The sequence below is a fragment of the Xylanibacillus composti genome (assembly GCF_018403685.1).
Lineage (GTDB): Bacteria > Bacillota > Bacilli > Paenibacillales > K13 > Xylanibacillus > Xylanibacillus composti.
Window position 1 is genome coordinate 1 of record NZ_BOVK01000027.1, and the last position, 21,575, is coordinate 21,575.

The window sequence follows — 21,575 nt, forward strand, 5'->3', positions numbered from 1 at the left end:
TTGATGCAAGGCTAGTGGAAAAAGTGGGCTTATTCCGGTCCCTTCTGCCTACTCGTCCATGTAACTGCGTCAATAAAACCACGAATGTCCGCTAATGCTGCCGTCATCGCAAATATCACAAAATAAATACAAGAATTTCCGTTATTTCTTCTACCGAAATTTCTGCCATTAACTGCAGTTAGAAAATCAAATGACTTCACCCTTTACTGTTCACGCGCACATGTACCTGCCACTTCCGTTCTGCTACCCTCCACAGAACTCGAACACATTGCCACTACCGTCTATCGAATCACTAACCTCTACACTTACTCGCACCCGCAAACCACGAACACTTTGCGCCCGCGCCGTCGAATCGGTCCTTCCAACGCTATGTTGAATCGAACTCTATTCCCTCCCTATTGCTGACCCGAAACTTCCAAGTATGACCCCCGAACCCCGCATACAGGCGCTCTGCAGCAAACAAACCCAATCAGCTCCCGATAATCAAGCCGCCCAATATTTGCCGTCCCTCATTCTCTATCACCTGGATCGAGCGATAGCCCGCCGATTCCATAAATGCGTGCCAATCCGCACCGCTCCAGAAGCCAAAGCATGGCGCATCGCTGTCCCCCCTGCGGATCGGGGCAAAGTTCGGAAGCAGCGAGAAGATGAACTCTTGGTGGAGCAAACGGGTGTGATCCTGGCGCATGCATTCCGACAGCAGCAAGGTGCCGCCGGGCTTCAGGCAGCTGCGCAGCCGGTTCAGAGCAGCCACGATATCTTGCGCGCAGTGCGCCACATTGACGGCGAAGATGTAGTCAAACGCTTCCGCCCAATCCGGATAGTCCGCATTCAGGTCAAGCTTGCCTGCGTCCAATCGAGCAGCCGGGTACGATGCGGCCAGCCGTTTCCTTGCCCTGTTCGCCAGTGCGGCGCTAATATCGGTCAAGACGCATCGTCCGACCGGTTGCGCGCGCAGCATGCATTCAGCCAGCAGCGCCATCGAGGCGGAGCCGTATCCGGTGCCCAGCTCCAACACCTCCGGCGCCTGCGCTTGATCTGCCTTCATGCGGTCAGCCAAGCACTCCGCAGCCCATTGATTATGTACCGCGTATAAATCATGGCTATTGCTGAAATAATGCTCCCACAACGGGGCACCTTCCGGACCGAACAGCACATGCAGACTGTTCGACCGGCCCTGAATCACATCCAGCCAATGGGCTGCAACATAGTCAATCAGGTTCAGGGAAGGCTGGATTTGCACATTCCGGCCGTCGCCGAACGCATAGCGCTTGCGCTGCGCGCCGAGCCAGCAGCCGCCCCGCTGGACCAAGTAGCCTTGCTGCCGCAGGAAAAACAGCGCCCACTCGACATGCAGCTGGAAATCCGGCAAGCAGCGCAGCCCGCTCCAGGCCTCCTCCAGGGTAAAACCCTGCTGAAAGTCGAGTCCGCCGTTTTGCAGGCAGGTCGCGATCGCTTCGGCCGTATAGCCGGATACATCGTCATACACCGCATGATAGACGCGATCGAACAACCCGCTGGAAACCTGCATCTCCCTCACCATTACCGCCCCCGCTGCGCTTGCTCGTCCTCTAGCGGAACAAGCTTGTACTCGGTTACATCAAAGTCGACATAAATAAACATGACACATCCTGTATCGGTATACACGTCATGGGACTCGCCCAAGCCGGCAGTGAGAAAATCGCCCGCACGCATCACGTCCTCGTTAAGGCGAACCTCCCCTTCGGTGACGATTGCTATTTCCCGGTATGGATGATCATGCATCGGAATCGACGAACCCGGATGCATCTTCAGCAGAAAGCATCGTCTTCCGGTAGAGTCATCGCTCCACAAATAGCACATCTCCGTATCGGCATAGATCCCCTTTTCCCACTGCATGCGTGCCTTCTCAATAATCACGTGCTGCTTGTCCATCGTTTTCCTCCCCCTAACGGCATTTTTCAGATACAATGACCAAGCGCGGACTGGACAGGCTGAATGGCGACAAGTCGAAACCGCCGTGGAGCTCTCGAACCTGGAGGCCAGCTGCCTCTGTCATCCGGACAAGCTCGGTCGCCGTGTACAAGCGCAAATCCAACAGCGCATGCTCGCGATCGCCCTCTGTGTACCAATTCAGTTCTTCCGTCCATCTGCCGGTATGGTGATGGAATGCGCGTCTGGAGAACACGAGCCGCCCATTCATTTTCTCCCAAGTATTGTACAGCTGACGCAGCTTGAAATCCCGGTTTTCTGTGTCCTGCAAAAAATGCCCGCCCGGCTTCAAAGCCCGATATACCCTGCGCAATATTTCCCGGTCGCCCTCCTCATCCTCGATGTAACCGAAGGCCGTACCGATATTAATGATCGCGTCGAACTCGTCTTCACTCTGCAGCTCGCGCATATCTCCCAGAACGAATCCGACATTGGCGCCTTGTTCCTCCGCCCTTCGCCTGGCTTCCTCCAGCAAAGCCGCAGAGCCGTCATAGCCGACCACCTCCATCCCTTGTTTCGCCAGCGCAATGCTCATCCGTCCCTGTCCGCATCCCAAATCCAGCACACGCATCCCCGAGGACAGCTTAAGGCGCTGCATGATCGCCTCCAGCTCATAGGCCGTCCGCTCCGGAGACAGGATCACCTCGGAAAAGGACAAATAGTCCGCTCCAAAAAATTGATTCCACGACTCCCCCATCCCTGCATCTCCTCCTCCCATAGCCGCTTGGCTGCCGGCAATTGGGCACGCGCTTCCGTAAGCAGCCAGAAATTTCTTACCTTGACACAACCCTCAACTTCATCGCCTTCACTGCCGCCCGCTTCACCAGGGGGCCTCCCCCGTACTAACCTCTGGGACGCATCACCTTGCCCGAGGCGGTTTTGGGCAGCTCCCGCTTCACCTCGATCACATCTGGCCACAATCTCGTATCCTGCTGATTCTGCACAATGCGGCGCAGCACTTCATGCCGATCCAGCTCGGGATCAGCAGTGACCCAGGCATGTATCTTGACGCCGCTGTCTTCCATATGTCCGAAGGCAAGCGCTTCCCGAACGCCCTCCACTTCCAACAACACCTGCTCCAGCTCCGCAGGGTGGACATTGACCCCGCCCCGGATGATCAGGTCATCGGCCCTGCCATAAACGAACAGCTCGCCTTCGCGCCAGCTTGCGATATCGCCTGTCTTCAACCAGCCCTGATCCAGCTTGACTGCCGTAGCTGCCGCGTCGCCGAAATAGCCCTTCATCACATTCGGCCCGGAAACGGTCAGCATCCCGCGGCAGCCGGGCGATACCGGGTTTCCCTGCCCGTCTACAATGCGGATGTCGACCCGGGCCAACGGAGCGCCGACGCATTCGACCGGATCATCGTCCGCCAGCTGCAGCTTGCAGCTTACGCGCGGCGAAGCCTCCGTTAAGCCGTAGGCATTGCCGATCCGCGCGCCGGGAAAAGCCGCCCTAATCCTTTCCTTCTGCAGCTTGCGCAGCGGTTCGCCGCTCAGCACCAGCTGCTGCACCGTGGACATATCGCAGCGCGGAGCGAAGTGGGCCAGGCTCGAAGCGACGGTAGGCGTCATGCAGCATACCGTGATACGCTGTGCAGCCAGCTCGCGCACTGCGCCGAGCGGCGTCAGCTCATCGGGCTTGACCGCGATTGCTGCGCCGCAATACAATGCAGGAAGCAGCTCGCCAGTGATCGCGGAGGCATGGACAAGCGGACGAAGCAGCAGCAGGCGATCCTCCGCCCCTAGCGGGAAGCAGCGCAGAATGTCCTCCATATTGCTCCAGAGGTTGCGGTAAGTCAGCATGACGCCCTTCGGAAAACCCGACGTGCCTGACGTATAGAGAATGAGCGCGACATCCTGCAGGGAGCTGCGACGCTTCGGGAACACGGTTGGCAAGGCCTGCAGCCTGCCAGTCTGATCTACATGAGCCTGTGCAATGACCAGCTCCGGGCCAATTTCCTCCAACGCTTTTCGGGTAAGCTGCGGGTTGCGGAAAGAATCGACCGGCACGACTGTAACCCGGCACTGCATAGCCGCCAGCAGCACAGGAACAGCTCGCCAGCCCAGCGAAATCTGGCAGGCGATGACCTGCTGCTTCCCGCCGCGGCTGCCGTACCCGCTCTCGCGGAGACGTTCCACATTCCAGGCTATCGCCTGCGTGAGCGATTCATAAGCTGCTGCATCGCCTGAAGGAAAAAGGAAGCATGCACCGGAATGGCCGGACAGCACGGTAAGGAACTGCTCCGTATCCATGCCGGTCCCTCCTCAAAAATCGCGGTGAATGATTTGGTCGTAATACTTGGCTTCGTGGAACTCGAACAAGTTTTCCTTCGTCTCCACGACACGCGGATGAGCGTTCAGCCTGCGTCTGGTTTTTTTGCGGTCCTTCTGAATCAAGTAATTGTAGTTCAACGTAATCTTCTCGACACTCACGCGCGCATAGTGTGTCACGATCGCCCTGCGGAACTTGTCTTCCGAGTTGTTGTCTGAAGAACCGTGCAGGATGTTGCCGTTGAAAAACACCGCATCGCCCGCCTCGGTGGTCAGCTCGATGCTCTCATACCCTTCAGGCACCGGGATTTGCTTGCCGTACACATTCACACTCTCTGGCACAACGTCCGGCTGTACAATATCAAATACATGCGACCCGGGGACGACCTGCAGCCCGCCATTGTCACGGCCCGAAGAATCGAGGCTTACCCATATGGCGTAAGTGGTGTCCGGCGATGCCCCGAGACTGTAGTTGTCCTGATGCAGCGGCAGTCCCTTGGCGCCGGGAGCCTTAAAGTAGTAACTCGTCTGAACAGCCAGCACTTCCTCCTGAATCAAGCCTTCAAGCAGGGCAATAGCCTGCGGCTGGAAGATGAAATCCTGTATGCCTTCATGTCCAAGCTGGTAATCCCGAAGCCGGGGAAACAGACTGTCGAATGGACGGTTCGGGGCCTGAATGATCTTCCCCTGCGCCATAAGTTTCTTCCAAATCTCCCAGTACATATCGTTCAGACGCTGCACTTCTTCCGGGCTGTACAAGCCTTTCACGATCAGGTACCCGTCCTTCTCGAACTGCTCCTTCTGCTCCTTCGTCCATGCGCCTTGCTCCATCGGTAATCCCTCCTCTTTTCCGTTCAGCACATCATATCGTGATCAACATACTGCCTGCCGTTCCACTCGCTCAGCAGATTGATCGCCACGCGCGCCCCGTCACCTGACGTAATGGAGATATGCATGCTCTGTCCGGTGCAGATGCCAGCTGCCCATACCCCCTTCATGCTGGTCCGTCCCTCTTCATCCACGGCGATCACTTCCGGGCCGCCCTCTTCCTTGCCCGGCTTCATTTGAAGCCCCATCTGCCGAGCCAATCCCTTCGCGGCTCCAGTCGCCAAGATGACGGCTGCACTTTCGTACACCTCAGCGCACGCCGTCACGCGAAAACCGCTCTCACTGCGCTCAACAGCGCTGACCTCGGCGAGCTTCACCTCGGCCCCGTATTTCTCGGCCTGCCTCTTGCCTGTTTCGAACACGTCGTAACCTGTGATGCCCATCACCGCATAATGATTGGCTGCCCACGCCTTCTTCGTTCCGCTTTTGTCATTATCCAGAATGAGCACTTTTTTCTTGGCCCTAGCCATGAATATGCCGGCGCTTGCCCCTGCCGGCCCTGCCCCTATAATCAGCACATCATACATCGTTGCCAACACTCCTTTATCGGACGATTACCTTCATCGTACAGAAGCAGGCGCCCGAACACTCGACCTCTGTTGCCGCAAAGATAGGGTTCTCTTGTCACAACTCTCGCACAGCAGGAAGGCCGTATTCGTCTATGTCCCGGACTAGAACCGCCTGGCCGTTCGCCAGCATCACCTCGCGCGGAAGCGGGTGGCTCAGGAATAGAACCGGACTGAAAGTGAGTCCGTAAGCGCCGGCTTGCCTCACCGCCAACAGATCGCCCGGCTGCAAGACAGGCAGCTCCACCCCTCGTCCGATTAAGTCATCGGGCGAACAGAGCGGTCCTGAAATATGATACATGCGCTGCTCCCCTCTGCCGCAGACAAGCGCTTCGATCGGATAATTCCGCTTGACGAGACTGCCTGCTCCTCCGGCTGCCGCGAACTGATGGACGCCGCCGTCCGCTATCGCGAACTCGACTCCTTGCGATCGCTTCGTATAGCGCACGCGAACCAGATAGCTCCCGGCTTCCGCAACAAGAAATCGGCCGGATTCTGCCAATACTTCTACGTCCGGGTACCGGCGCAGGAATGAATCGAACAAAGGCCGGGTGCGCAGAGCGACCGCTTCGAGATCCAGGCGCGATTCTCCCGAATGATACGGAATGCCGAAGCCGCCGCCGACCCCGACATAGCGCAGTTCCGACAGGCCGCCTGCCAGCAGGCGGTCGGCGGCCTCCAGCATGCAGCGCACATTGGCGGCAATCGTATCGGCTTGGAGGATGCGCGTACCCAAGTAGCCGTGCAGACCGACGACACGAACGCAGGACATGGCGCGCGCCGCTGCAAGCACTTCCGGCAGCTGGTCTTCATCTATGCCGAACTGACGCGCCGCTCCTCCCATCTTCAGCCGCGCGCCGCGCACTGTCTCGCGCGGATTGATGCGCAAGCCAACTTCTGCCACCATGCCCCGCTTACCCGCAATCTTCTGCACAAGAGCAATCTCCTGAATCGATTCTACGATCAGATAGCGAACGCCAAGCGCCACCAAGCGCTCCAGCTCAGCCGCGCTTTTCCCTGGACCCAGATAGAGAATATGCGCAGGCACTATTCCGGCAGACAGGGCGATCTCCAATTCCAGCGGCGAGCAAATTTCGCTGTACACGCCATGCCGATAAATCGCACGGACTACGGATGGATTCGGATTAGCTTTCATAGAGTAAAAGAGACGCACATTCGGATGCAGGCATTGCCGCAGGTCGGCAACACGCTGTTCGATGACAGCCATATCGTATACATAAAGCGGAGTGCCATACTGCTCTCCAAGCCGCTGATACAGGTCAATTGGCAAAACTTGCTCCGAAATCCCCACTATCATGACCCCCTTCAAACATCAACCTTCAGGCCGATGCCTCCTATCTGCTGCAGCTGCTGGCGGCAGAATCGCTCCAGCTGCAGACATTCCTCGGCGGAATCGCCGATCATGGTCGTGTACAATTTGCCCCGGCGCCCATGCGGATCGCTGGAGTTGACTGGCGCATACGCACAAAGGATGACGCCATGGCCGGAATCAACACGGTAGAGCTTCGCCTGCAGCGCTTGTTGAATCTGGACGAAAGCCAGCGGCGCTTGCTTGGAAAAAGAAAAGGGGCGGATGAGCGCATGCTTGCCCGCCGGCGCCCAATCCTGCAGCAGGCGGGTATGGTAGGTGGACATGTTGAGCCGCGCGTTGATCTCGATGCAGGGATACAGCTTTCCGTCCCTCCCGATCATCGCATCCAGACCGACCAGACCGTAGTAGCCGTGCGCATGCAGCGCTTGCCCAATCTGCTCGGCATACGCTCGTACACGCTCTTCTGCCGACGCTGTCAGCTGATGCGGAGACATATGCCCGAGATGCGTCCCATTCTGCACAAGCGCAGTCAGAATCGTCACCTGCCGCACCTGGCCGTCCCGGCTTACTAGAAATTGCACATTCAGGTCCTGTGCATTATCGATCCATTGCTCCAGCACGAATTCCGTATGTTCCGTCCCCTGTCTCACCGCTGATTGACGCAGCATGCGCAGCACTTGCTGAAACTTGGCGGCGCTGTCTATGCGCAGCATTCCTTTGCCCGACACGCCCATGCCTTCCTTCAATACAAGCGGACCCTCCGCCAAGTGCGGAGCCAGCTCCGCGAAGGCCGATTCCAGCTCGCTCAGCGTACGAACCGTTCGTCCCGGCACCTGCGGAATACCCAGCTGTTCACAGAGCTCCCGGCTAAACAGCTTGCTGTTCACCTCGCGAGTTACAGAGGTGCGCGGCGCCGCAAGCGGAATGTGCCAATCTTCAGCCAGCGCTTCCTCCCATACCGACACGCCATGAGGAAGCAGGAAGCCGTCCCCCGCTTCTGCCCAGCGACGAACCGCAGAGGGAGCGCCGGAGGAAGTAGCGGCGAGCAGCTGGCAAGTAAGCGACTCGTTGGAAGAGAGCGACTTGGACTCAGGGGCGAAAATAGCGGGGGAGCGCCATCCAAGGGAGAGCAAATAGGAAAGGAAGGAATCGTCAGGCTCGCTCGGGAGCAGCACCAGATCTTCAGGTGCTGCCAAGAGCAGCGCCAGCTCGGATAGAGCCAACGGCGCTTGCGTGACGCTCGGCACGCCCGGCAGCCCAATCACGTCCTTGCTTCGCCAGTCCTGCTCCACCTCGAAATTGCCAAGCCAGGCAAGCCGGCCCCGTTGCGAATCGATATGCAAGGCTTCCATCCATGCCTCGCGCCATTTTGTCATCTTGCATTCTCCTTTCGCAGCAGCATACAGCCTGTCCCATGCTTCCTGTCCGCATAGACAAGCAGGATCTCTGATTTCCCTGTCTTCGCCAGTTGAAGCTCGGCTAGGGCGTACCACAAATCAGCGGTTCCCTGATTCACCGCCTGCCGCTTCAGGAACGTCTTCGGAAAAGCATGACGCATCCCGGAAACAAACGGTTCATCCACCATTTGCGGCACGACGATGGTATGAGCGGCGCTTGCTCGGCCTGCGCTCAGCATCTCTTTCGCCAGCTGCACGGCCTTCTGAACCAGCGCGTCCGGCCCGCGGGAAGATTCCTCCGCGCTCTGCTGCTCAATCGCATAGCCGCATATTCGCCAATCCCCGATATCCGGGGTTATGCAGGCAAGCGCCAGCGCTTCTGCCAGCGGGTAAGCGCCGGAAGCGGCAAGCTGCCTGTCCCGGTAGGGCGTCAGTTGCTCCATGCAGACTACGCAGGCCGCCTGCTGTACTGCATCTGCCCAGTGCAGGGCAATTAGCGGGCTGAGCCATCCGGCATCACTGAATGAAACCGGCTGCGTTCCGGCAAGATTCAATTGTTTCAGCATGTATAAGGCTGCATTAATCTTCTCCGTCAGCGGATGGGAGGCATAACAGCAGACGAAATGCGCGGGCAGTTGTCCCGGTTGTATCGGGCTGTCCAGCTCATGAATGCAAGCGCACGGCTCATCCGCAAATACCGTCCGCTCCTCCCAGCCTGTCTGGGCCAGCAAGAGGGAGTATTGCTCGGCAATCCGGTTATAGACGTTCGCTTCCCTGGAAGGCCTCGGCTCCCTCCGCGCATAGTTCCTGAGCACCGCTGGCTGTGTCAGGAACAGCTCTGTCTCTCTGACAAACCGCACAGCAAATCACCCCCCCGCTGCCCAAGGTAAGCAACAAATAATAGTCCCCGGCGGCAAGCAGGCCCTCAGCGCCGATCCGTTGCCAATTGTGCAACAGATCGCAATTGTTGATATGACCGGAATCAGCAAGCCCTTCCGTATAAATGCGGTCCCGTTCAATCTTCATCAGCTTGGCGAGCAACGTCCAGGTTTCGACGGCAATATTATTGGGGATAATCAGCCGAATGTCTTCGATTTCCAGCTGTGCCTCTGACAAGACGAATCGGATTGTCTTGACCAGATTGACATAATAGAAATAATCGGGAACTTCATCCCGGCCGTCCCTCATCTTGCCCTGCTGCAGCGTGCGGAGATCCGCCGCGCTGCGAAAAGCAAGGAGCTTGTCGCCCCGCGGACCTGATCCGATAAAGACAGCGGCGGCGCCATCTCCGGTAATGAAATGGCCGCCGCCGAAGCGTTGATCGGGCAGCAGGCATTTCTCCACGGCCAGCACCACAGCGAGGTCATCAGGTCCCGCGAATCGCTCCAGCAGCTTGCTGCCGATATGCATGGCCATGAGCACATTCGAGCAGAGCAGATCACGCACGGAAAAACACAGCGCTTGTTCCAGCCCGAACCGCTCGCGCATAGCAGCGAACACGTTCATCGTCCACGGGAACGAATAATACAAATAAGGGACAAGCACATACTTGATCCGCTCGGGCGGCAGGCGGTGCTTAACGAGAAGCTGTTCCATCACTCGCTCCATCATGCGGGGAGCAGGCGTCTCGTCGTCTACGGCCACACTGCGGATGCCTGCCTGCTTCAGCTGCTCGTACTCTTCATGCGAGAGCTGCCCTTGCCCGAGCCACGCTTCTGCTGTCAGGCGGCCTCGCGGACAATAAACCGAAGCGCCGCCGATTCGCATCTCGCTCATCCTTCCGCTGCAGACGTCAACGAAGCCAGGTAATTGTACATATCCGCTACCGTAACCATTTCGTACAGGTTGACATTTGCGTCCAAAATGTCCATATCCAGCACCATCTCAAGCTCAATCAGCACTTCTACAATGTTGGTGGAATCCATACCCAGTGTTTCGAACGCGCTCTCTGCTTCTACCTCTTCCTTTCCGCACACGCGCTTAACGACTTCAATCAGTTGCTCTTTCGATACCATACACGCTCACCTCAACAATCGTTTTTCGATTTCGTCCGCCGCACGACGGTTGGAATTTTGTTCATCTACTTTTCCTGACAAGCGGGCAATGCTTTGCTTCATCTGCTGATCCGCAAGCGCTTGCTGTACCGCACGGCGCAAGCTTTCCGCATTTATCGCTTCCAAGCTCATCACCTTAGCGATTCCCAATTCCGCACACCGCTCGGCCAAGCGAATATGGTCGCTGCCGAGCGGAATGATAATCGTCGGCACACCGTGGCGAATCGCCTTCTGCAGAGTGCCGCATCCGCCATGCGTCACAATCACATCAGCGTACGGAAATAACAGGTGGTGGTTGGGATGCGAGCCAACCCACCTCACATGAGCGCCAAAGCCGCCAGCCAGATCGACAATGCCCGCATCTGCCGCCATGTACAGCTGTGCCGATCCCTCCGGGAAAGCAGCCAGTGCGTGCTCCAGGTAACATCTCGTCTTCTCTGTATAGCCAGGCTTGTCAGCCGATGAGGTGCAGACAATTATATTCGGCAATTCGGTGCTGCGTGCCGGCCTAGCAAGCGGTATGGCCGATTCCGGCTCGAACGTACATGGACCGACGATTCGCGAGCCCCGCGGCAGCTCGACCGGGCCCGGCAGCAACTCCTCCAGGAAAAGCATCAGATGCAGGTCAGCGGATAATCCAGCGAAGTCCCCTCTCGTGCGCACTTCATCCGCAAGAGGAGGAAGACCATGCTGTTGCCTGAGAGCGTTCAATTCATCCCGGTACATAGCCCGCAGTCGTTCATTGACCCGCTGCACGCCCGGCACCTGCTCGTCCGGTATATAGACGGCCGTTTGATAGCTCACCCACGGCAACCCCCGCTTCTCTGCGGCGTAAGCCGGCGCGCTGAGCGCGGAGTCGCACAGGACGAGGTCCGGTTGCATGGATGCGAACAGGGCATCGATCTCGTTCAAAGCCGCCTCCATAAATTTATGCGGGTACTTCCCGCAGACGATCTCGACATGCTTCAGTCCTGCCTGCTCAATCAAGGCGCGGAATGGCGCTGCGGCAAGCATCGAGACTTCATGCCCCCTTCGGGCCAGCTCTGCCCCAATGCCCAGGGCCGGCACGATATGCCCAAGCAGCCACTGACTGACTACGGCAATCCGAGCCATGTAATCCCTCCCTTGAAAATACGCATATAGTGATGCGGGACTTTATATTGAACTTCAACAATCGGAAGAGACTTTCACTCGATTTCCTCGAAGCAGCCTATCGTTCAACCTAGTCAGGCAGGTTGTCCATGCCGGACAGCTCGGGCAGCGTGAAGCGTCCATTGCTGCGAACCAACACACCGTCCAGGTAAAGCTCGCCGCCTCCGAACGCTTCCGTCTGGCACAAGACAAAGTCCAGATGCAGAGAGGATCGGTTGCCGTTGTCTGCCATCGGATAAGCCTGGCCCAAGGCCAAGTGAACGCTCCCCTGCATCTTCTCATCAAACAGCAAGTTGTTCATCGGCCGTATCACATAGGGATTCAAACCAATACCGAATTCCCCGACACGGGAAGCCCCGTCGTCCTGCTGCAGCAGCTGCTCCAGCTGCTCCAGCTGCTCTTGCTGCGGACATCTTGCCTTCGTCACCCGTCCGCGTTCGAATTCCATATACACTTCGTCATACAGATGTCCCAAATAGTCCGTAGTCACATTAAATTGGATCTGTCCTTCCACCGATTCCGGGACGGGAGCTGTAAAGATTTCTCCATCCGGCAGGTTGTATCTTCCGTCGCACACAAAAGCCGGCATCCCTTGAATGGAGAATTGCAGGTCTGTTGGCCCTGGCCCGACAATGCGTACATGCTTTGCCTTCTCCAGCAGCGCAGCGAGCGGCCGTACACGATTCGCCCATTTCAGATAATTGAGAGTGCAAGCGCGCTCGTATATATCGAAGAAGGCGGCGTCACTCATTCGCGCCAATTGCGCGAGTGCAGAGGTAGGATTGCGCAACAGCACCCATTTGGGCAGGCCGGCCATAGCCGCTTGCTTCGGTTGCGCATAGGTCTTCACATATTGCTCATACCGCGCATCGGGCAAATCCTGCAGCTCGTACACATTATCATCCGAGCGGATGCCGATATAGGCGTCCATCCCGCTCATTTGCTCCAGACTGAGTGCGGTCAACCGCTTGAGCTGCTCTGTGCTGCTCCCCAATATCAGCTGCTTCAAGTAGCGAATCGGGACTTGCTGAAGATAGGCCTCGGCCCCTGCATCACGGGCAGCTTCCAGCAGTGCCTCGACCATAGCGTCGGCTTGACCGGTTACATCGATCAGCACACGCTGGCCCTTCTCCAGCCGCAGGGAGTGGCGGATAACCGTGCGGGCCAGCCTTCTCATCCCGGCATGGATACTGGCGTTCATGCCCTTCCCTCCCCCGCTCTGGCGAATGCCTGCTGCAAACGTCCTTCTGCCCGCACAGCCTCGCGAAGCAGGGAGATCAGCTTGTCCCGGAAGTCCCGCTGCGGCAGGCGCTTCCATTTCATGAGCACTCCCATTACAAAAGACCATGCTTCGCACACCTGATGCAGCGCTTCCGGCAAATCATCCTGCAGCAGCTCGTCCGGAATGACTCGCCGCTCGGCGGCTGTCTTCCACAGCTCCCGCAGCCTGCGGTAATAATGAATATCAAATTCCAGCATCGGGAGCTTCTCCGCTAGCGCTGCAGCAGGCGTCTCTGCAACCCGATCAACAAATGCAGACAAGCTTGCAAGCCCTGCCTCCATCTGACTGACCGACTTTCGTAGCAATCCGGCAATATGCCCGCCCTCCTCCACGCTGCTGGTTGACTGCTGCAGAATCGCCATACCGCCGTTTCCCGCAGCAGCCAACGTATCGAAGAACAGAGCGTTCGGCACCTTGCCCAAGCAGCCTTGGAAGGAGGCTTCGCTGCCGGCGTCATCCACCATGTGCACATAGTCCTCGTCATAATCGATCACCAACGCCCAATGGACGACATCATGCTTGTGGTAATAGGAGGAGAACGGCGCATGAAACGCCTTGTAATGCACGAGCGCATAGCCTTCTCCGTCAAGCAGCGAGCGCAATAGGTGCTGCATGCGTTCCCGGTCGAGCCGCGGATATTCTATAAGCTTCCAGCCCCGGTGCAGCACGGGCAAGCTGCGGCGCAGCAGCAGGCCTTCCGACTTGCAGTCGAAGGCGTTGAGGAAGATCGGGATCGGGTTGGATTCCCCCTTCCACTTCAACACCTCCAGAATGGACAGCTGCAGACAATCCATATTTCGCTCGCTCAGCCCAAATTCATCGGGAAAACGCCAATCGACTTTATCCTGTGCGCGCAGCCTCTCTGCCAGCGTCTGCCTGCGGGCAGCGGCACAACAGCACTTCCCGCACTTGCTGCAGCCATTCGGAATAACGATGTCGCGGATAGCTTGTATCGCTTCATCCATTGCAGCCGGATGCCGGTAAAAATGTGTGCCGTGCCGAAAGGCAGCGAGGGTCGCTCGTTCGATCTTCCGCGCCTGCTGCCAGCTTGGCTCATCCTGTTCGCCGCAAAGCAGGAAAACACCGTGTACATTCTCGTTGTACAGCGCAATCGGATCCAGCGCATCCAGCTCGTCCAGCAGCTCCTTGCCGATGCACTGGCCATGCAAATAGAGCAAATGCGCGCCAAGCGTCGTCACATAGGCGTATACTTGCGGATCGAAGTCACTTAAGGTGTAATAATCGTCGCCGGGGAACAACTCCTTGCTGTCCAGCCAGCCATTCCGCTCCAGCATGTCGTAAGCCGAAGCAGGCACGATGTCTCGCGCCGCCGGAAGCTTGGCAAGCGGAGGTGAAATAAGGATGGGAATGCAAGGAATTCCGGTTCTCCCTTCCCAGTCCAATGCCGCCCTCTGCGCGATGACCGCGCCTAGCGCATGGCCGGCCAGATATACCTTCGCCGGCTTGTGCTCCTTCGTCGCCTCATCCAACACCTCCACTGCATCCTGCACCATGGAGGCGATTGTCGCCTGCCTCAACTCACCTTCGCTGTCTCCGCTGCCGCGATAGTCAAACTGTACGCACCATTGGCCTTCCTCGGCCAATCGCTTGCGCAGATTCGAGAAAAAGTAATTTTTTTCGCTCATCGCCTGACCAAGTCCCGGAAGGCTGACCAGCAGCGTGGCGGGCAGCCCGGCATGATCGGGCCATTCCACTATGCCGGCCATTGTCTGGTCCGACCCGAACCTCACTTGCTTCCACATCGTTATCCCTCCCCGCCCTTCTCGTGCCATTGCGCCTCCAGCCACCGGACAGAGCGCGCCATCAACTGCTCTTCCAGCGCTACGGAAGTAAACAGATGGCCGGCATTGGCAACGACAGTCACCTGGTGTTCCGGCACATCCGAATAGATCGCATGTCGGTCCGTGTGCTCCCTGTCCAGCTCCTCCCGAATTAATGGATCGTTGTCGCCATAGATAAGCAGGGAATGGCCGCGGTACGAGGAAAGCTCGTGCGCCAAGTTGGCCTGCTGCAAATCCTTGAAGAAGTCAATGCCAACCCAGAGGCCGGCCCATGGCACAACCAGCTGTTGCGGATCGCGTTCGTGCCTTGCAAACCTGGGGCGCGGTCCCAAGTACTTGCCGCCAAACTCATAGAACAGCGGGCTCCAGAGAAGCAGGCAGTCGGCATCTGTCCGATTCGCAGCCATAAGCGCGATTCTTGCGCCGTCGCTAAACCCCAGAAAGGCGATGCGCGCTTTATCAATTTCCGGACGCGCTGACGCGAATGCGTAAGCACGCCTGGCGTTGGACACCTTCGTTGAAGTGGTCACCTCGTAATAGTGTCCGTCGCTTAATCCCATGCCGTAATAATCGTAACGGAGAAAAGCGATTCCCTTCTCTGCAAGTCTGCGGGCAAATTTGACCGCAAGCCGATGAACCTCGTATCGCTCTCCATTTTTGCCTGGGCAATACACCACTGCCGGACTTGGACCGGCAGCCTGCTTGGGCAGGTGCAGCACGCCTGCCAAGCGTCCTTCGTTGTCCTCCAGCTCGATAAAGTGCTCATTGCCGCGCGTTGGCTTCATTTGCTTCCTCCTCCTTGCGGTATGCGATCCTCGCCTGTATCACCTTGTTGTCTCCAACCCAACCCTCGCCGTCAAACTGTGCAGCATGCATGCCTGACGGCCGGCGGATGACCACATACTTCACACTGTCTCCCGGCTCCACAGGGTGCATAAAGCGTGAGCTGACTTCGCTTTCCTTCCATACAGCGGCAGTTCCTTCTTGCAAAAAGACGCATGCAATCGTCTGCCTAATGCCCTCCAACAGCAGCATACCCGGATAAATACTGTGTGCGGGAAAGTGCCCTTGCAAATAAAAGTCGCTGCTGCTGATTTGCTTCACGGCAACCGCCTGCGTGCCGCCCTTCAGCTCCGTCACCTGATCGATCAGTATCCACGGCTTGGCGTAGGGCAAAATGCGCTCAGCCCTCATTTTGGATCACTTCCCTTGTCTGCAATGGCCACCAGAAGCGTGGCCGTAACTAGCGGACGGCCATCCTCATCCTGCACGCTGCCGGAGAATACGGCCTGCCGCTGCCAGATGCGCTCCGGCGCCAACTCGTAATAGACCAATCTATCCCATACCGCCTGTTCCTTAATGCTTGCACGCACTTTTCCAAGCAGCGGCATCTCTCCCGGTCCAAGCGGGCGGGTTTCCAGCTGGGTCAGCAGAACGGCTGTCTGAGCCAGACCTTCGATCAGCACACTGACCGGAATCGCTGCTCCCCCTCCCAGACAAGTCCGCAGCGCAGCTGGATCGAACGAAGCCTGCATCCGCTTCCCCGGCTTGTAAAGGGGCACCTGATCAATAAAGCGGAACGGATATTGCTGCGGGAGCAGATCCAATATGCGCGGTTCGTCCTTATCCATCTCCCTACCCTCTTTCCTAGAAGTTCTGGATGCGTACATAGCCGTCGCGCTTGCCGCGTCCCTCTCCTCGTGCGCGCTGCGTCCCCTCCGCCATGCAAGATAACCTGCCTTCAGCCGCATATTCCTCGAACTGGGCCAGGCTAATGTAGCCCAGCATAAAGTCCAGCAGCTTCTCCACCGCCGGCCCTGGGTGCTTGTGCAAAAAATACGCATGGCTGGCCCGCATATGCTCGATATAGGCGTTGCGGTCCCGCGCATGCGCCAGATGCACATTGACAGCCTGCGGCTCGTAGCCGAACGACTGGCCAAGCCTGAATCCCCTGTATCCGAATTCGAAATGCTCGAAGCCCCATTCCTTGAAGCCTTCATCAAATCCGCCGATCTGCTCGAAAACCGTTCGAGATACGGAGAGATTTCCGGACAGCGCAGCCGCCCATGCAATCGGCGAAGCGGCGGCGCCATGCTCATCGAACAACCGATACATGAGCTGGCAATACTGGGGAATGCGGTCATGGCGCTCTTGTATGGCCTGCTGCCTGGCCTTCATCCGGTTGGCAGCCAAGTCTGTCACGTACATCTCCCGGACTTGACCGGTTACAATCGCCTCGCTGCCATGCCTTGCTCTGTTCAGATGCGCCTCCAAAAATCGGGGGCGCGGAATCCGGTCCGCATCGCAAAATACGAGCAGATCGCCGCTTCCGGCCCGAACGCCGGCATTTCTTGCAGCGGCTCTGCCGCTGCGCCCGAGACGAATGTAGCGGACCGGAAGCGACTTGGAGAAGCGCTGCGCAACCAGCTTGATTTGCTCCGTGGAACCGTCGTCGACGATGACGAGCGTGAACTGCTCGCGCGGCAGCGTTTGCCTTGCAAACCCTTCCAGCGTCAATTCAAGCGGAAGCGCCTGATTGTAGACGGGAAGTATGACATCGACGCTACGCATGTCCAGCTTCACTCGCCATGCGGATAATGTCCGCTACCTTCATTTCTGCCCGGATTTCCAGCATGCTGTCTGGAACGGTAATGTGCAGAGATTCCTCCAACAGCACCACGAATTCCATATAACGCAGCGAATCGAAGCCGATGTCCAGCAACGCACACTCTGTCTCGATCTGTTCTCGGGGAAGAACGCCGCAGCCCTCCTGGCTAAGCAACCGCAGCACTTCATTTTGTATGTCCATGGTATGCCTCCCTCTCGATCAATCCTGATCACATTATAGGGGGCGGTCCCTTTCGATTACTCTGCTTCGCTTGGCAGCAATCGGTTGGCATTAGCCTAGAAACCAACAAGCGCTCTCTACAATAATTAGGGGAAGAAGGAAAGGGGAGGATCGCATGCATCGCACACAAGCGAAAGCTGTCATGCATATTGAAGCATCAGCGAGTGAAATATGGCCGTATCTGGCCACACCTGCAGGCATGAACGCCTACTTGACGGATGAAGTGATTGTCGCCGGCAGCACCATCCAGGAAGGAGACCAAGTCCGCATTATCATAGGCGACATGATCAATGATGCGGTCTGCCTGGCCTGCGAGCCGCCGCGCCGCTTCTGCCTGCGCGACCGTTTCCGCGCCATGCTCGCCGACGGCAGCTATCTGGAGTATGAACTAACCACCACATTTTTGTTGGAGGAAGAACAATGGATGACGAAGGTTACGGCTGTAGCGGAAAGCTACGAGGAGGACAACGTGTGGATGCAGTGGCTGCGTGAATGCGGCGAGCTTGGCTGGAGGCAGTCGCTTTTCAACTTGAAGCATGTTGTTGAGCTCGGTCTTGATCTTCGATATGACATATTCGGCTATCCGCGGCTAGGGGTTTGCAATTGCACTGCCAGCATGGAGCAAGTAGCGGAGCAAGGGTACAATCCGGATACGGTTGGCGGCAATGTGCTGCTGGAGGTATTCCCGGACAGCCCCGCAGCCAGGGCGGGGCTGTGCAAGGGGGACCTCGTGCTGGCGCTCAGCGGAGAGCCCGTCCCGACATACCACGATTTTGTCAAAGCGCTGGCCATGTCCTTCCGGAAACATCAAGCTGTTCCAATTACGTATGCACGGGATGGCCGAATCTATCATACTGCGGTCACCCTGTCCTCAGATCCGCTGTTGACCGGGCTGGTGCAGCCGACAGAGGAACGTATCGCCGCCATCCTTAACCGCAAAGCGGATCACGGTCAGTCTGACTCGTGATCCGCCGCTGCGGATTGCTTGCTGTCCTTCCACATCTGTCCGGATGCGGAGCGCTGTCGAGCTAGCAGCTCACGCTTGCGCCGCTCCGCTTCAAATGATGTCTCCTCAATATCAATCAAGCCCGTAAATGTATCTTCAATCGAAAACGCGACCTCGGTATTCAGCTTCCGACCATCACGGACATACAGAACAGGCGGCTTTGCTTTCTTCCCGTAATAGGTAGAAACGGTACGGACGAACTCCCTGTAATTCCTTGTCGGAGCATCCCCAATGGCTACGATGACGTCCCCTTTGCGCAGCCCCGCCTGATCGGCCGGACTTCCCGGGAATACTTCCAGCAAGTAGTTGCCTTGTCCGGGCGACACGCCTGTCTCCCTGCTCTGCTCCTCGTTAACCGTACAGTTGACGACTCCCATTCGGGGAAAGCTGAACAGCTCCGTGCGCAAATCCAAACCAAGCTCCAGCACAGATTTCAAATTCATCAGTGATCGGCGCCACCCCATCTCGAGGCATTCGCGGAACCATTGTCCGTGGGTGGTGGGCTGGAAGCCGGCTACTTCCAGCTCCAGCTTGACAAAAGGTCCTTCCTGCGACAGACGGTACGTAGTTTGCACCAAATATTGCTGCAGCTGCCCGTCCGGATCCATCGATTCATAGCGGTCGGACAGCGTAATCTGCTTCATCGGCTCACAGGAGACAACCCTCGTTTCGTTATTGATGTCTCCATAGTTCAGCGTATAGCAGTCGCCTGCTTTCGGTTCGCCGTCAATGCCGGATGTCTTGGCATAGAAGGTTAAGTACGAATTGGTGCCGGACGGTGTGGCGACAGACCACCACACTCGCTCCAAAGGCGCCTCCAGGTATGTGACGTTAATCGATCGATCCAATGGACATTCAATCATAAGTGGGACCCTCCATTAATTTAGAATAAATCCCCGGTGCGCGATGACCGAGCTCCTTGACAAGTCCGGGAAATGTGCAGAGCACTCCAAGTGTCTGGAGCGACTCCGCTTCGATTGTTTGCGTCGAGCGCTCCAAGGTGCGCAAGCAGTTGTGGTACTGGGGAATGATACGTTCATCCCGTTGCCTGGTATAAGCCTGCATCGCCTCCTGCCAAGTGCATGCTCCCTTCCTGTACTTAGCCAGCTCTGTTGCCAGCATGGCAGCCGAGCACACGGCATTATCGATGCCTGTTCCGGAGACCGGATGCAGATGCGCGCCCGCGTCTCCGACAAGCGCCCATTTCTCGCCATAAGGCTTGCGTATATAGCTTTCTATGCCCGCCGTACCGTACAGACGGCCGTGAATCACGGCATTGTCCATTCTCGGCGCGAACGTGGCGATCTTTCTCAGCAGCTTCAAGAAGTTCGCGGCGGGCGCCTGCCCCCATTCGCGGAACTGCTGCTCCGGGAGCATGACCGCAATGCAATGCAGACCTTGATCCAACGGGTTGCACAGCATGATCCCTTGATCGAGCCAATACCATTCCACCGTTGGAATCGGCAGCGGCTGCAGGCCGCGGATATACGCATAATAGACGGCCAAGTGGTTCTCGCTTGAGCCGAGCAGCCGCGCGGGTTGTACAGCCCGGGCGATGGCGGAGCGGCGGCCGTCCGCTCCGATGATGACCTTCCCGTATACGGCATCCTGTCTGCCGCTTTGGTGCTTGAATCGTACACCGATGACACGCTGCTTCAAGGATACCGTCGAAACTGCCTTCGTTCTCGTCCATATTTCTATATTCGGGAATCGGCCCAGCTCCTCAAACAACCATTGATCCAGAAGCTCTCGCCGGACGCTCAGCGCCCTGGAGGTAACTGTAATGCCAGACTCGAATACCCGGCCCTCCAGATCGATGCGCATGCGCGTCATTGCCGGAATGCCGCTTGAACTCATGCGTTCATGCACGCGCAGCTTGTCGTATATTTCCGTCTCGCCAATGATATGGGTTGACAAGGTTGGCCCCGGCTTTGCGAATTGATCCATGACCAGGATGCGGAAGCCGTGTTCGGCAAGCAGCAAGGCTGTTGCCGCCCCCGCGCACCGTGCTCCGACAATAATGAAATCGTACATGGCAGCTCTCCCATGGCTCAGCTTGAAAAAGAAGAGCCATACGAGATGGCCCTTCCCTCTTGCCTGATTGGACTTCGATTAGTTGGATTGCAAGCAGCCGTAAATTTGGCCCACTTGATTGTCTTGCTCGTCGAACAGAGGCACAACGCTCTCGGAGTAGAAAGTTGCATCCTTCGGAGGAAGGCCCTTCAGCGTTCCTTTCATGTGGATCGGCTTCTTGTTGTGGAACGTGCCCTCCGGAGTTTCCATTACCCAGTACAGGTAGGACTCGCCTTGAACACCGTCAGTGATGGTCTTTTTGAACGGGATCGTTGCGCTGGCTTTCATCGGAGCGCCTTGTCCATGCACGCCGCCGCGCACGCGGATTTCTTGTCCAGGCCAGATTTCCTTGGAGGTTGCAACCAAGTCCACGTTCATAATCTCGAGATCTACCGTAACGCCGGACTTCAGGCTGAACTCGGAATCATTAACCGTGAAGTGCGTCGGCTGCGCCTGCGTGAACTGCAGCTCTTCCACACGGCCGTCTGCCAATTCCAGATACGTCTTACTGTTCGAGTTTTCCAATGTCATGGAAAGTTTTTTGAGCGCTGTTTTCATAGCTATTACCTCCTGAAAATTGAGTTTGCCTCCCGGGGGTAATTCTATCTTCTCATGACTGCGCCCGAATCTCTCAGCTTTTCCTTTCCTGATCTTTCGTTGTTTTGTGCGCTGTTCGGCAGCCCGCTATCCCGCCACATACGGCTCGACAAGCTGATAAATGTGCTCCACGCTCTTGAAGTTGTCCAGATAGATGGATTCATCATCGATTTCGATTTCGAACGTTTCTTCCAGAGCCACTACGAGGCGAATAAAAGTCATGGAATTAATCCCCAGCTTGAGCAAGTCTGTACTGCGGTCGACTTGAACTTGCGCGGGCACGATATCCTCCAGGCATGCAATAATTTGCTCGATCGCTTCTTCCTTTTTCAT

General features: G+C 57.1%; 24 protein-coding genes. 1 reads left to right on the forward strand and 23 read right to left on the reverse strand.

Translation table 11 applies throughout. The features are described from left to right. Positions 1–469: 469 nt before the first annotated feature. The 19 genes from XYCOK13_RS10575 to XYCOK13_RS10665 all read right to left on the reverse strand — a co-directional run bounded on the left by XYCOK13_RS10575 (position 470) and on the right by XYCOK13_RS10665 (position 17,527). Positions 470–1,531, reverse strand: a complete 1,062-nt coding sequence (locus XYCOK13_RS10575) for a class I SAM-dependent methyltransferase (protein WP_244865116.1) — start codon at positions 1,529–1,531, stop codon at positions 470–472. A gap of 11 nt (positions 1,532–1,542) precedes the next feature. After that, positions 1,543–1,914, reverse strand: a complete 372-nt coding sequence (locus tag XYCOK13_RS10580) for a cupin domain-containing protein (protein WP_213412121.1) — start codon at positions 1,912–1,914, stop codon at positions 1,543–1,545. Positions 1,915–1,927: 13 nt separating this feature from the next. Beyond that, the gene (locus XYCOK13_RS10585) at positions 1,928–2,668 is read right to left on the reverse strand and encodes a class I SAM-dependent methyltransferase (protein WP_213412122.1); all 741 of its coding nucleotides are present in this window, start codon (positions 2,666–2,668) and stop codon (positions 1,928–1,930) included. Positions 2,669–2,813: 145 nt separating this feature from the next. Beyond that, positions 2,814–4,226: a class I adenylate-forming enzyme family protein gene (locus XYCOK13_RS10590; protein WP_213412123.1), complete on the reverse strand. Its 1,413-nt coding sequence runs from the start codon at positions 4,224–4,226 to the stop codon at positions 2,814–2,816. A 12-nt stretch (positions 4,227–4,238) separates the two neighbouring features. Further along, a complete protein-coding gene (locus XYCOK13_RS10595) occupies positions 4,239–5,075 on the reverse strand; it encodes a phytanoyl-CoA dioxygenase family protein (RefSeq protein WP_213412124.1) in 837 nt (278 codons plus the stop codon). Between the two features lie 23 nt (positions 5,076–5,098). Then, complete coding sequence (locus XYCOK13_RS10600; RefSeq protein ID WP_213412125.1) at positions 5,099–5,659, reverse strand: FAD-dependent oxidoreductase; 561 nt, start codon at positions 5,657–5,659, stop codon at positions 5,099–5,101. 97 nt (positions 5,660–5,756) lie between these two features. Then, positions 5,757–7,010 (reverse strand): alanine racemase, encoded by a 1,254-nt coding sequence (locus XYCOK13_RS10605; RefSeq protein ID WP_213412126.1) that lies wholly within the window; start codon positions 7,008–7,010, stop codon positions 5,757–5,759. Between the two features lie 14 nt (positions 7,011–7,024). Further along, positions 7,025–8,407 carry an ATP-grasp domain-containing protein gene (locus XYCOK13_RS10610; protein WP_213412127.1) on the reverse strand — a complete coding sequence of 461 codons (1,383 nt, stop codon included), beginning with the start codon at positions 8,405–8,407 and terminating at the stop codon, positions 7,025–7,027. Then, positions 8,404–9,288 carry a hypothetical protein gene (locus tag XYCOK13_RS10615; RefSeq protein ID WP_213412128.1) on the reverse strand — a complete coding sequence of 295 codons (885 nt, stop codon included), beginning with the start codon at positions 9,286–9,288 and terminating at the stop codon, positions 8,404–8,406. Before XYCOK13_RS10615 ends, XYCOK13_RS10610 begins: the two co-directional genes overlap by 4 nt. Continuing rightward, a complete protein-coding gene (locus XYCOK13_RS10620) occupies positions 9,185–10,204 on the reverse strand; it encodes a 3-oxoacyl-[acyl-carrier-protein] synthase III C-terminal domain-containing protein (RefSeq protein WP_213412129.1) in 1,020 nt (339 codons plus the stop codon). Before XYCOK13_RS10620 ends, XYCOK13_RS10615 begins: the two co-directional genes overlap by 104 nt. After that, positions 10,201–10,443 carry an acyl carrier protein gene (locus XYCOK13_RS10625; protein WP_213412130.1) on the reverse strand — a complete coding sequence of 81 codons (243 nt, stop codon included), beginning with the start codon at positions 10,441–10,443 and terminating at the stop codon, positions 10,201–10,203. The genes XYCOK13_RS10620 and XYCOK13_RS10625 overlap by 4 nt, the downstream gene beginning before the upstream one ends. A gap of 6 nt (positions 10,444–10,449) precedes the next feature. Further along, positions 10,450–11,595, reverse strand: coding sequence for a glycosyltransferase (locus tag XYCOK13_RS10630; protein WP_213412131.1), 1,146 nt, complete (start codon positions 11,593–11,595; stop codon positions 10,450–10,452). Positions 11,596–11,704: 109 nt separating this feature from the next. After that, positions 11,705–12,835 carry an aminopeptidase gene (locus tag XYCOK13_RS10635; protein ID WP_213412132.1) on the reverse strand — a complete coding sequence of 377 codons (1,131 nt, stop codon included), beginning with the start codon at positions 12,833–12,835 and terminating at the stop codon, positions 11,705–11,707. Then, positions 12,832–14,679 carry an alpha/beta fold hydrolase gene (locus tag XYCOK13_RS10640; protein ID WP_213412133.1) on the reverse strand — a complete coding sequence of 616 codons (1,848 nt, stop codon included), beginning with the start codon at positions 14,677–14,679 and terminating at the stop codon, positions 12,832–12,834. Before XYCOK13_RS10640 ends, XYCOK13_RS10635 begins: the two co-directional genes overlap by 4 nt. Positions 14,680–14,681: 2 nt before the next feature. Beyond that, positions 14,682–15,503: an alpha/beta hydrolase gene (locus tag XYCOK13_RS10645; RefSeq protein WP_213412134.1), complete on the reverse strand. Its 822-nt coding sequence runs from the start codon at positions 15,501–15,503 to the stop codon at positions 14,682–14,684. Beyond that, positions 15,481–15,912 carry a 3-hydroxyacyl-ACP dehydratase FabZ family protein gene (locus XYCOK13_RS10650; RefSeq protein WP_213412135.1) on the reverse strand — a complete coding sequence of 144 codons (432 nt, stop codon included), beginning with the start codon at positions 15,910–15,912 and terminating at the stop codon, positions 15,481–15,483. The genes XYCOK13_RS10645 and XYCOK13_RS10650 overlap by 23 nt, the downstream gene beginning before the upstream one ends. Beyond that, positions 15,909–16,349, reverse strand: a complete 441-nt coding sequence (locus XYCOK13_RS10655) for a FabA-like domain protein (protein ID WP_213412136.1) — start codon at positions 16,347–16,349, stop codon at positions 15,909–15,911. Before XYCOK13_RS10655 ends, XYCOK13_RS10650 begins: the two co-directional genes overlap by 4 nt. Before the next feature lie 16 nt (positions 16,350–16,365). Then, entirely contained in the window at positions 16,366–17,289 is a 924-nt protein-coding gene (locus tag XYCOK13_RS10660; protein WP_213412137.1) for a glycosyltransferase family 2 protein, read from the reverse strand. Further along, positions 17,282–17,527 (reverse strand): acyl carrier protein, encoded by a 246-nt coding sequence (locus XYCOK13_RS10665; RefSeq protein ID WP_213412138.1) that lies wholly within the window; start codon positions 17,525–17,527, stop codon positions 17,282–17,284. The genes XYCOK13_RS10660 and XYCOK13_RS10665 overlap by 8 nt, the downstream gene beginning before the upstream one ends. 154 nt (positions 17,528–17,681) lie before the next feature. On the opposite strand from XYCOK13_RS10665, the gene XYCOK13_RS10670 reads away from it, so the two are divergent. Then, entirely contained in the window at positions 17,682–18,533 is an 852-nt protein-coding gene (locus tag XYCOK13_RS10670) for a PDZ domain-containing protein (protein ID WP_213412139.1), read from the forward strand. Here the strand turns inward: XYCOK13_RS10670 and XYCOK13_RS10675 are convergent. The 4 genes from XYCOK13_RS10675 to XYCOK13_RS10690 form a co-directional block, all read right to left on the reverse strand. Beyond that, entirely contained in the window at positions 18,518–19,435 is a 918-nt protein-coding gene (locus XYCOK13_RS10675; protein ID WP_213412140.1) for a PDZ domain-containing protein, read from the reverse strand. The genes XYCOK13_RS10670 and XYCOK13_RS10675 overlap by 16 nt on opposite strands. Then, entirely contained in the window at positions 19,428–20,606 is a 1,179-nt protein-coding gene (locus tag XYCOK13_RS10680) for an NAD(P)/FAD-dependent oxidoreductase (RefSeq protein WP_213412141.1), read from the reverse strand. The genes XYCOK13_RS10675 and XYCOK13_RS10680 overlap by 8 nt, the downstream gene beginning before the upstream one ends. 78 nt (positions 20,607–20,684) lie before the next feature. Further along, complete coding sequence (locus XYCOK13_RS10685) at positions 20,685–21,203, reverse strand: hypothetical protein (RefSeq protein WP_213412142.1); 519 nt, start codon at positions 21,201–21,203, stop codon at positions 20,685–20,687. 126 nt (positions 21,204–21,329) lie between these two features. Continuing rightward, a complete protein-coding gene (locus XYCOK13_RS10690) occupies positions 21,330–21,575 on the reverse strand; it encodes an acyl carrier protein (protein ID WP_213412143.1) in 246 nt (81 codons plus the stop codon).

Bases quoted from the DNA above. Each gene is read 5' to 3' on its own strand.
- XYCOK13_RS10575 (WP_244865116.1), bottom strand. From the start codon at position 1,531: ATGCAGGTTTCCAGCGGGTTGTTCGATCGCGTCTATCATGCGGTGTAT.
- XYCOK13_RS10580 (WP_213412121.1), bottom strand. From the start codon at position 1,914: ATGGACAAGCAGCACGTGATTATTGAGAAGGCACGCATGCAGTGGGAA.
- XYCOK13_RS10585 (WP_213412122.1), bottom strand. From the start codon at position 2,668: ATGGGGGAGTCGTGGAATCAATTTTTTGGAGCGGACTATTTGTCCTTT.
- XYCOK13_RS10590 (WP_213412123.1), bottom strand. From the start codon at position 4,226: ATGGATACGGAGCAGTTCCTTACCGTGCTGTCCGGCCATTCCGGTGCA.
- XYCOK13_RS10595 (WP_213412124.1), bottom strand. From the start codon at position 5,075: ATGGAGCAAGGCGCATGGACGAAGGAGCAGAAGGAGCAGTTCGAGAAG.
- XYCOK13_RS10600 (WP_213412125.1), bottom strand. From the start codon at position 5,659: ATGTATGATGTGCTGATTATAGGGGCAGGGCCGGCAGGGGCAAGCGCC.
- XYCOK13_RS10610 (WP_213412127.1), bottom strand. From the start codon at position 8,407: ATGACAAAATGGCGCGAGGCATGGATGGAAGCCTTGCATATCGATTCG.
- XYCOK13_RS10620 (WP_213412129.1), bottom strand. From the start codon at position 10,204: ATGAGCGAGATGCGAATCGGCGGCGCTTCGGTTTATTGTCCGCGAGGC.
- XYCOK13_RS10625 (WP_213412130.1), bottom strand. From the start codon at position 10,443: ATGGTATCGAAAGAGCAACTGATTGAAGTCGTTAAGCGCGTGTGCGGA.
- XYCOK13_RS10630 (WP_213412131.1), bottom strand. From the start codon at position 11,595: ATGGCTCGGATTGCCGTAGTCAGTCAGTGGCTGCTTGGGCATATCGTG.
- XYCOK13_RS10635 (WP_213412132.1), bottom strand. From the start codon at position 12,835: ATGAACGCCAGTATCCATGCCGGGATGAGAAGGCTGGCCCGCACGGTT.
- XYCOK13_RS10640 (WP_213412133.1), bottom strand. From the start codon at position 14,679: ATGTGGAAGCAAGTGAGGTTCGGGTCGGACCAGACAATGGCCGGCATA.
- XYCOK13_RS10645 (WP_213412134.1), bottom strand. From the start codon at position 15,503: ATGAAGCCAACGCGCGGCAATGAGCACTTTATCGAGCTGGAGGACAAC.
- XYCOK13_RS10650 (WP_213412135.1), bottom strand. From the start codon at position 15,912: ATGAGGGCTGAGCGCATTTTGCCCTACGCCAAGCCGTGGATACTGATC.
- XYCOK13_RS10655 (WP_213412136.1), bottom strand. From the start codon at position 16,349: ATGGATAAGGACGAACCGCGCATATTGGATCTGCTCCCGCAGCAATAT.
- XYCOK13_RS10660 (WP_213412137.1), bottom strand. From the start codon at position 17,289: ATGCGTAGCGTCGATGTCATACTTCCCGTCTACAATCAGGCGCTTCCG.
- XYCOK13_RS10665 (WP_213412138.1), bottom strand. From the start codon at position 17,527: ATGGACATACAAAATGAAGTGCTGCGGTTGCTTAGCCAGGAGGGCTGC.
- XYCOK13_RS10670 (WP_213412139.1), top strand. From the start codon at position 17,682: ATGCATCGCACACAAGCGAAAGCTGTCATGCATATTGAAGCATCAGCG.
- XYCOK13_RS10675 (WP_213412140.1), bottom strand. From the start codon at position 19,435: ATGATTGAATGTCCATTGGATCGATCGATTAACGTCACATACCTGGAG.
- XYCOK13_RS10680 (WP_213412141.1), bottom strand. From the start codon at position 20,606: ATGTACGATTTCATTATTGTCGGAGCACGGTGCGCGGGGGCGGCAACA.
- XYCOK13_RS10685 (WP_213412142.1), bottom strand. From the start codon at position 21,203: ATGAAAACAGCGCTCAAAAAACTTTCCATGACATTGGAAAACTCGAAC.
- XYCOK13_RS10690 (WP_213412143.1), bottom strand. From the start codon at position 21,575: ATGAAAAAGGAAGAAGCGATCGAGCAAATTATTGCATGCCTGGAGGAT.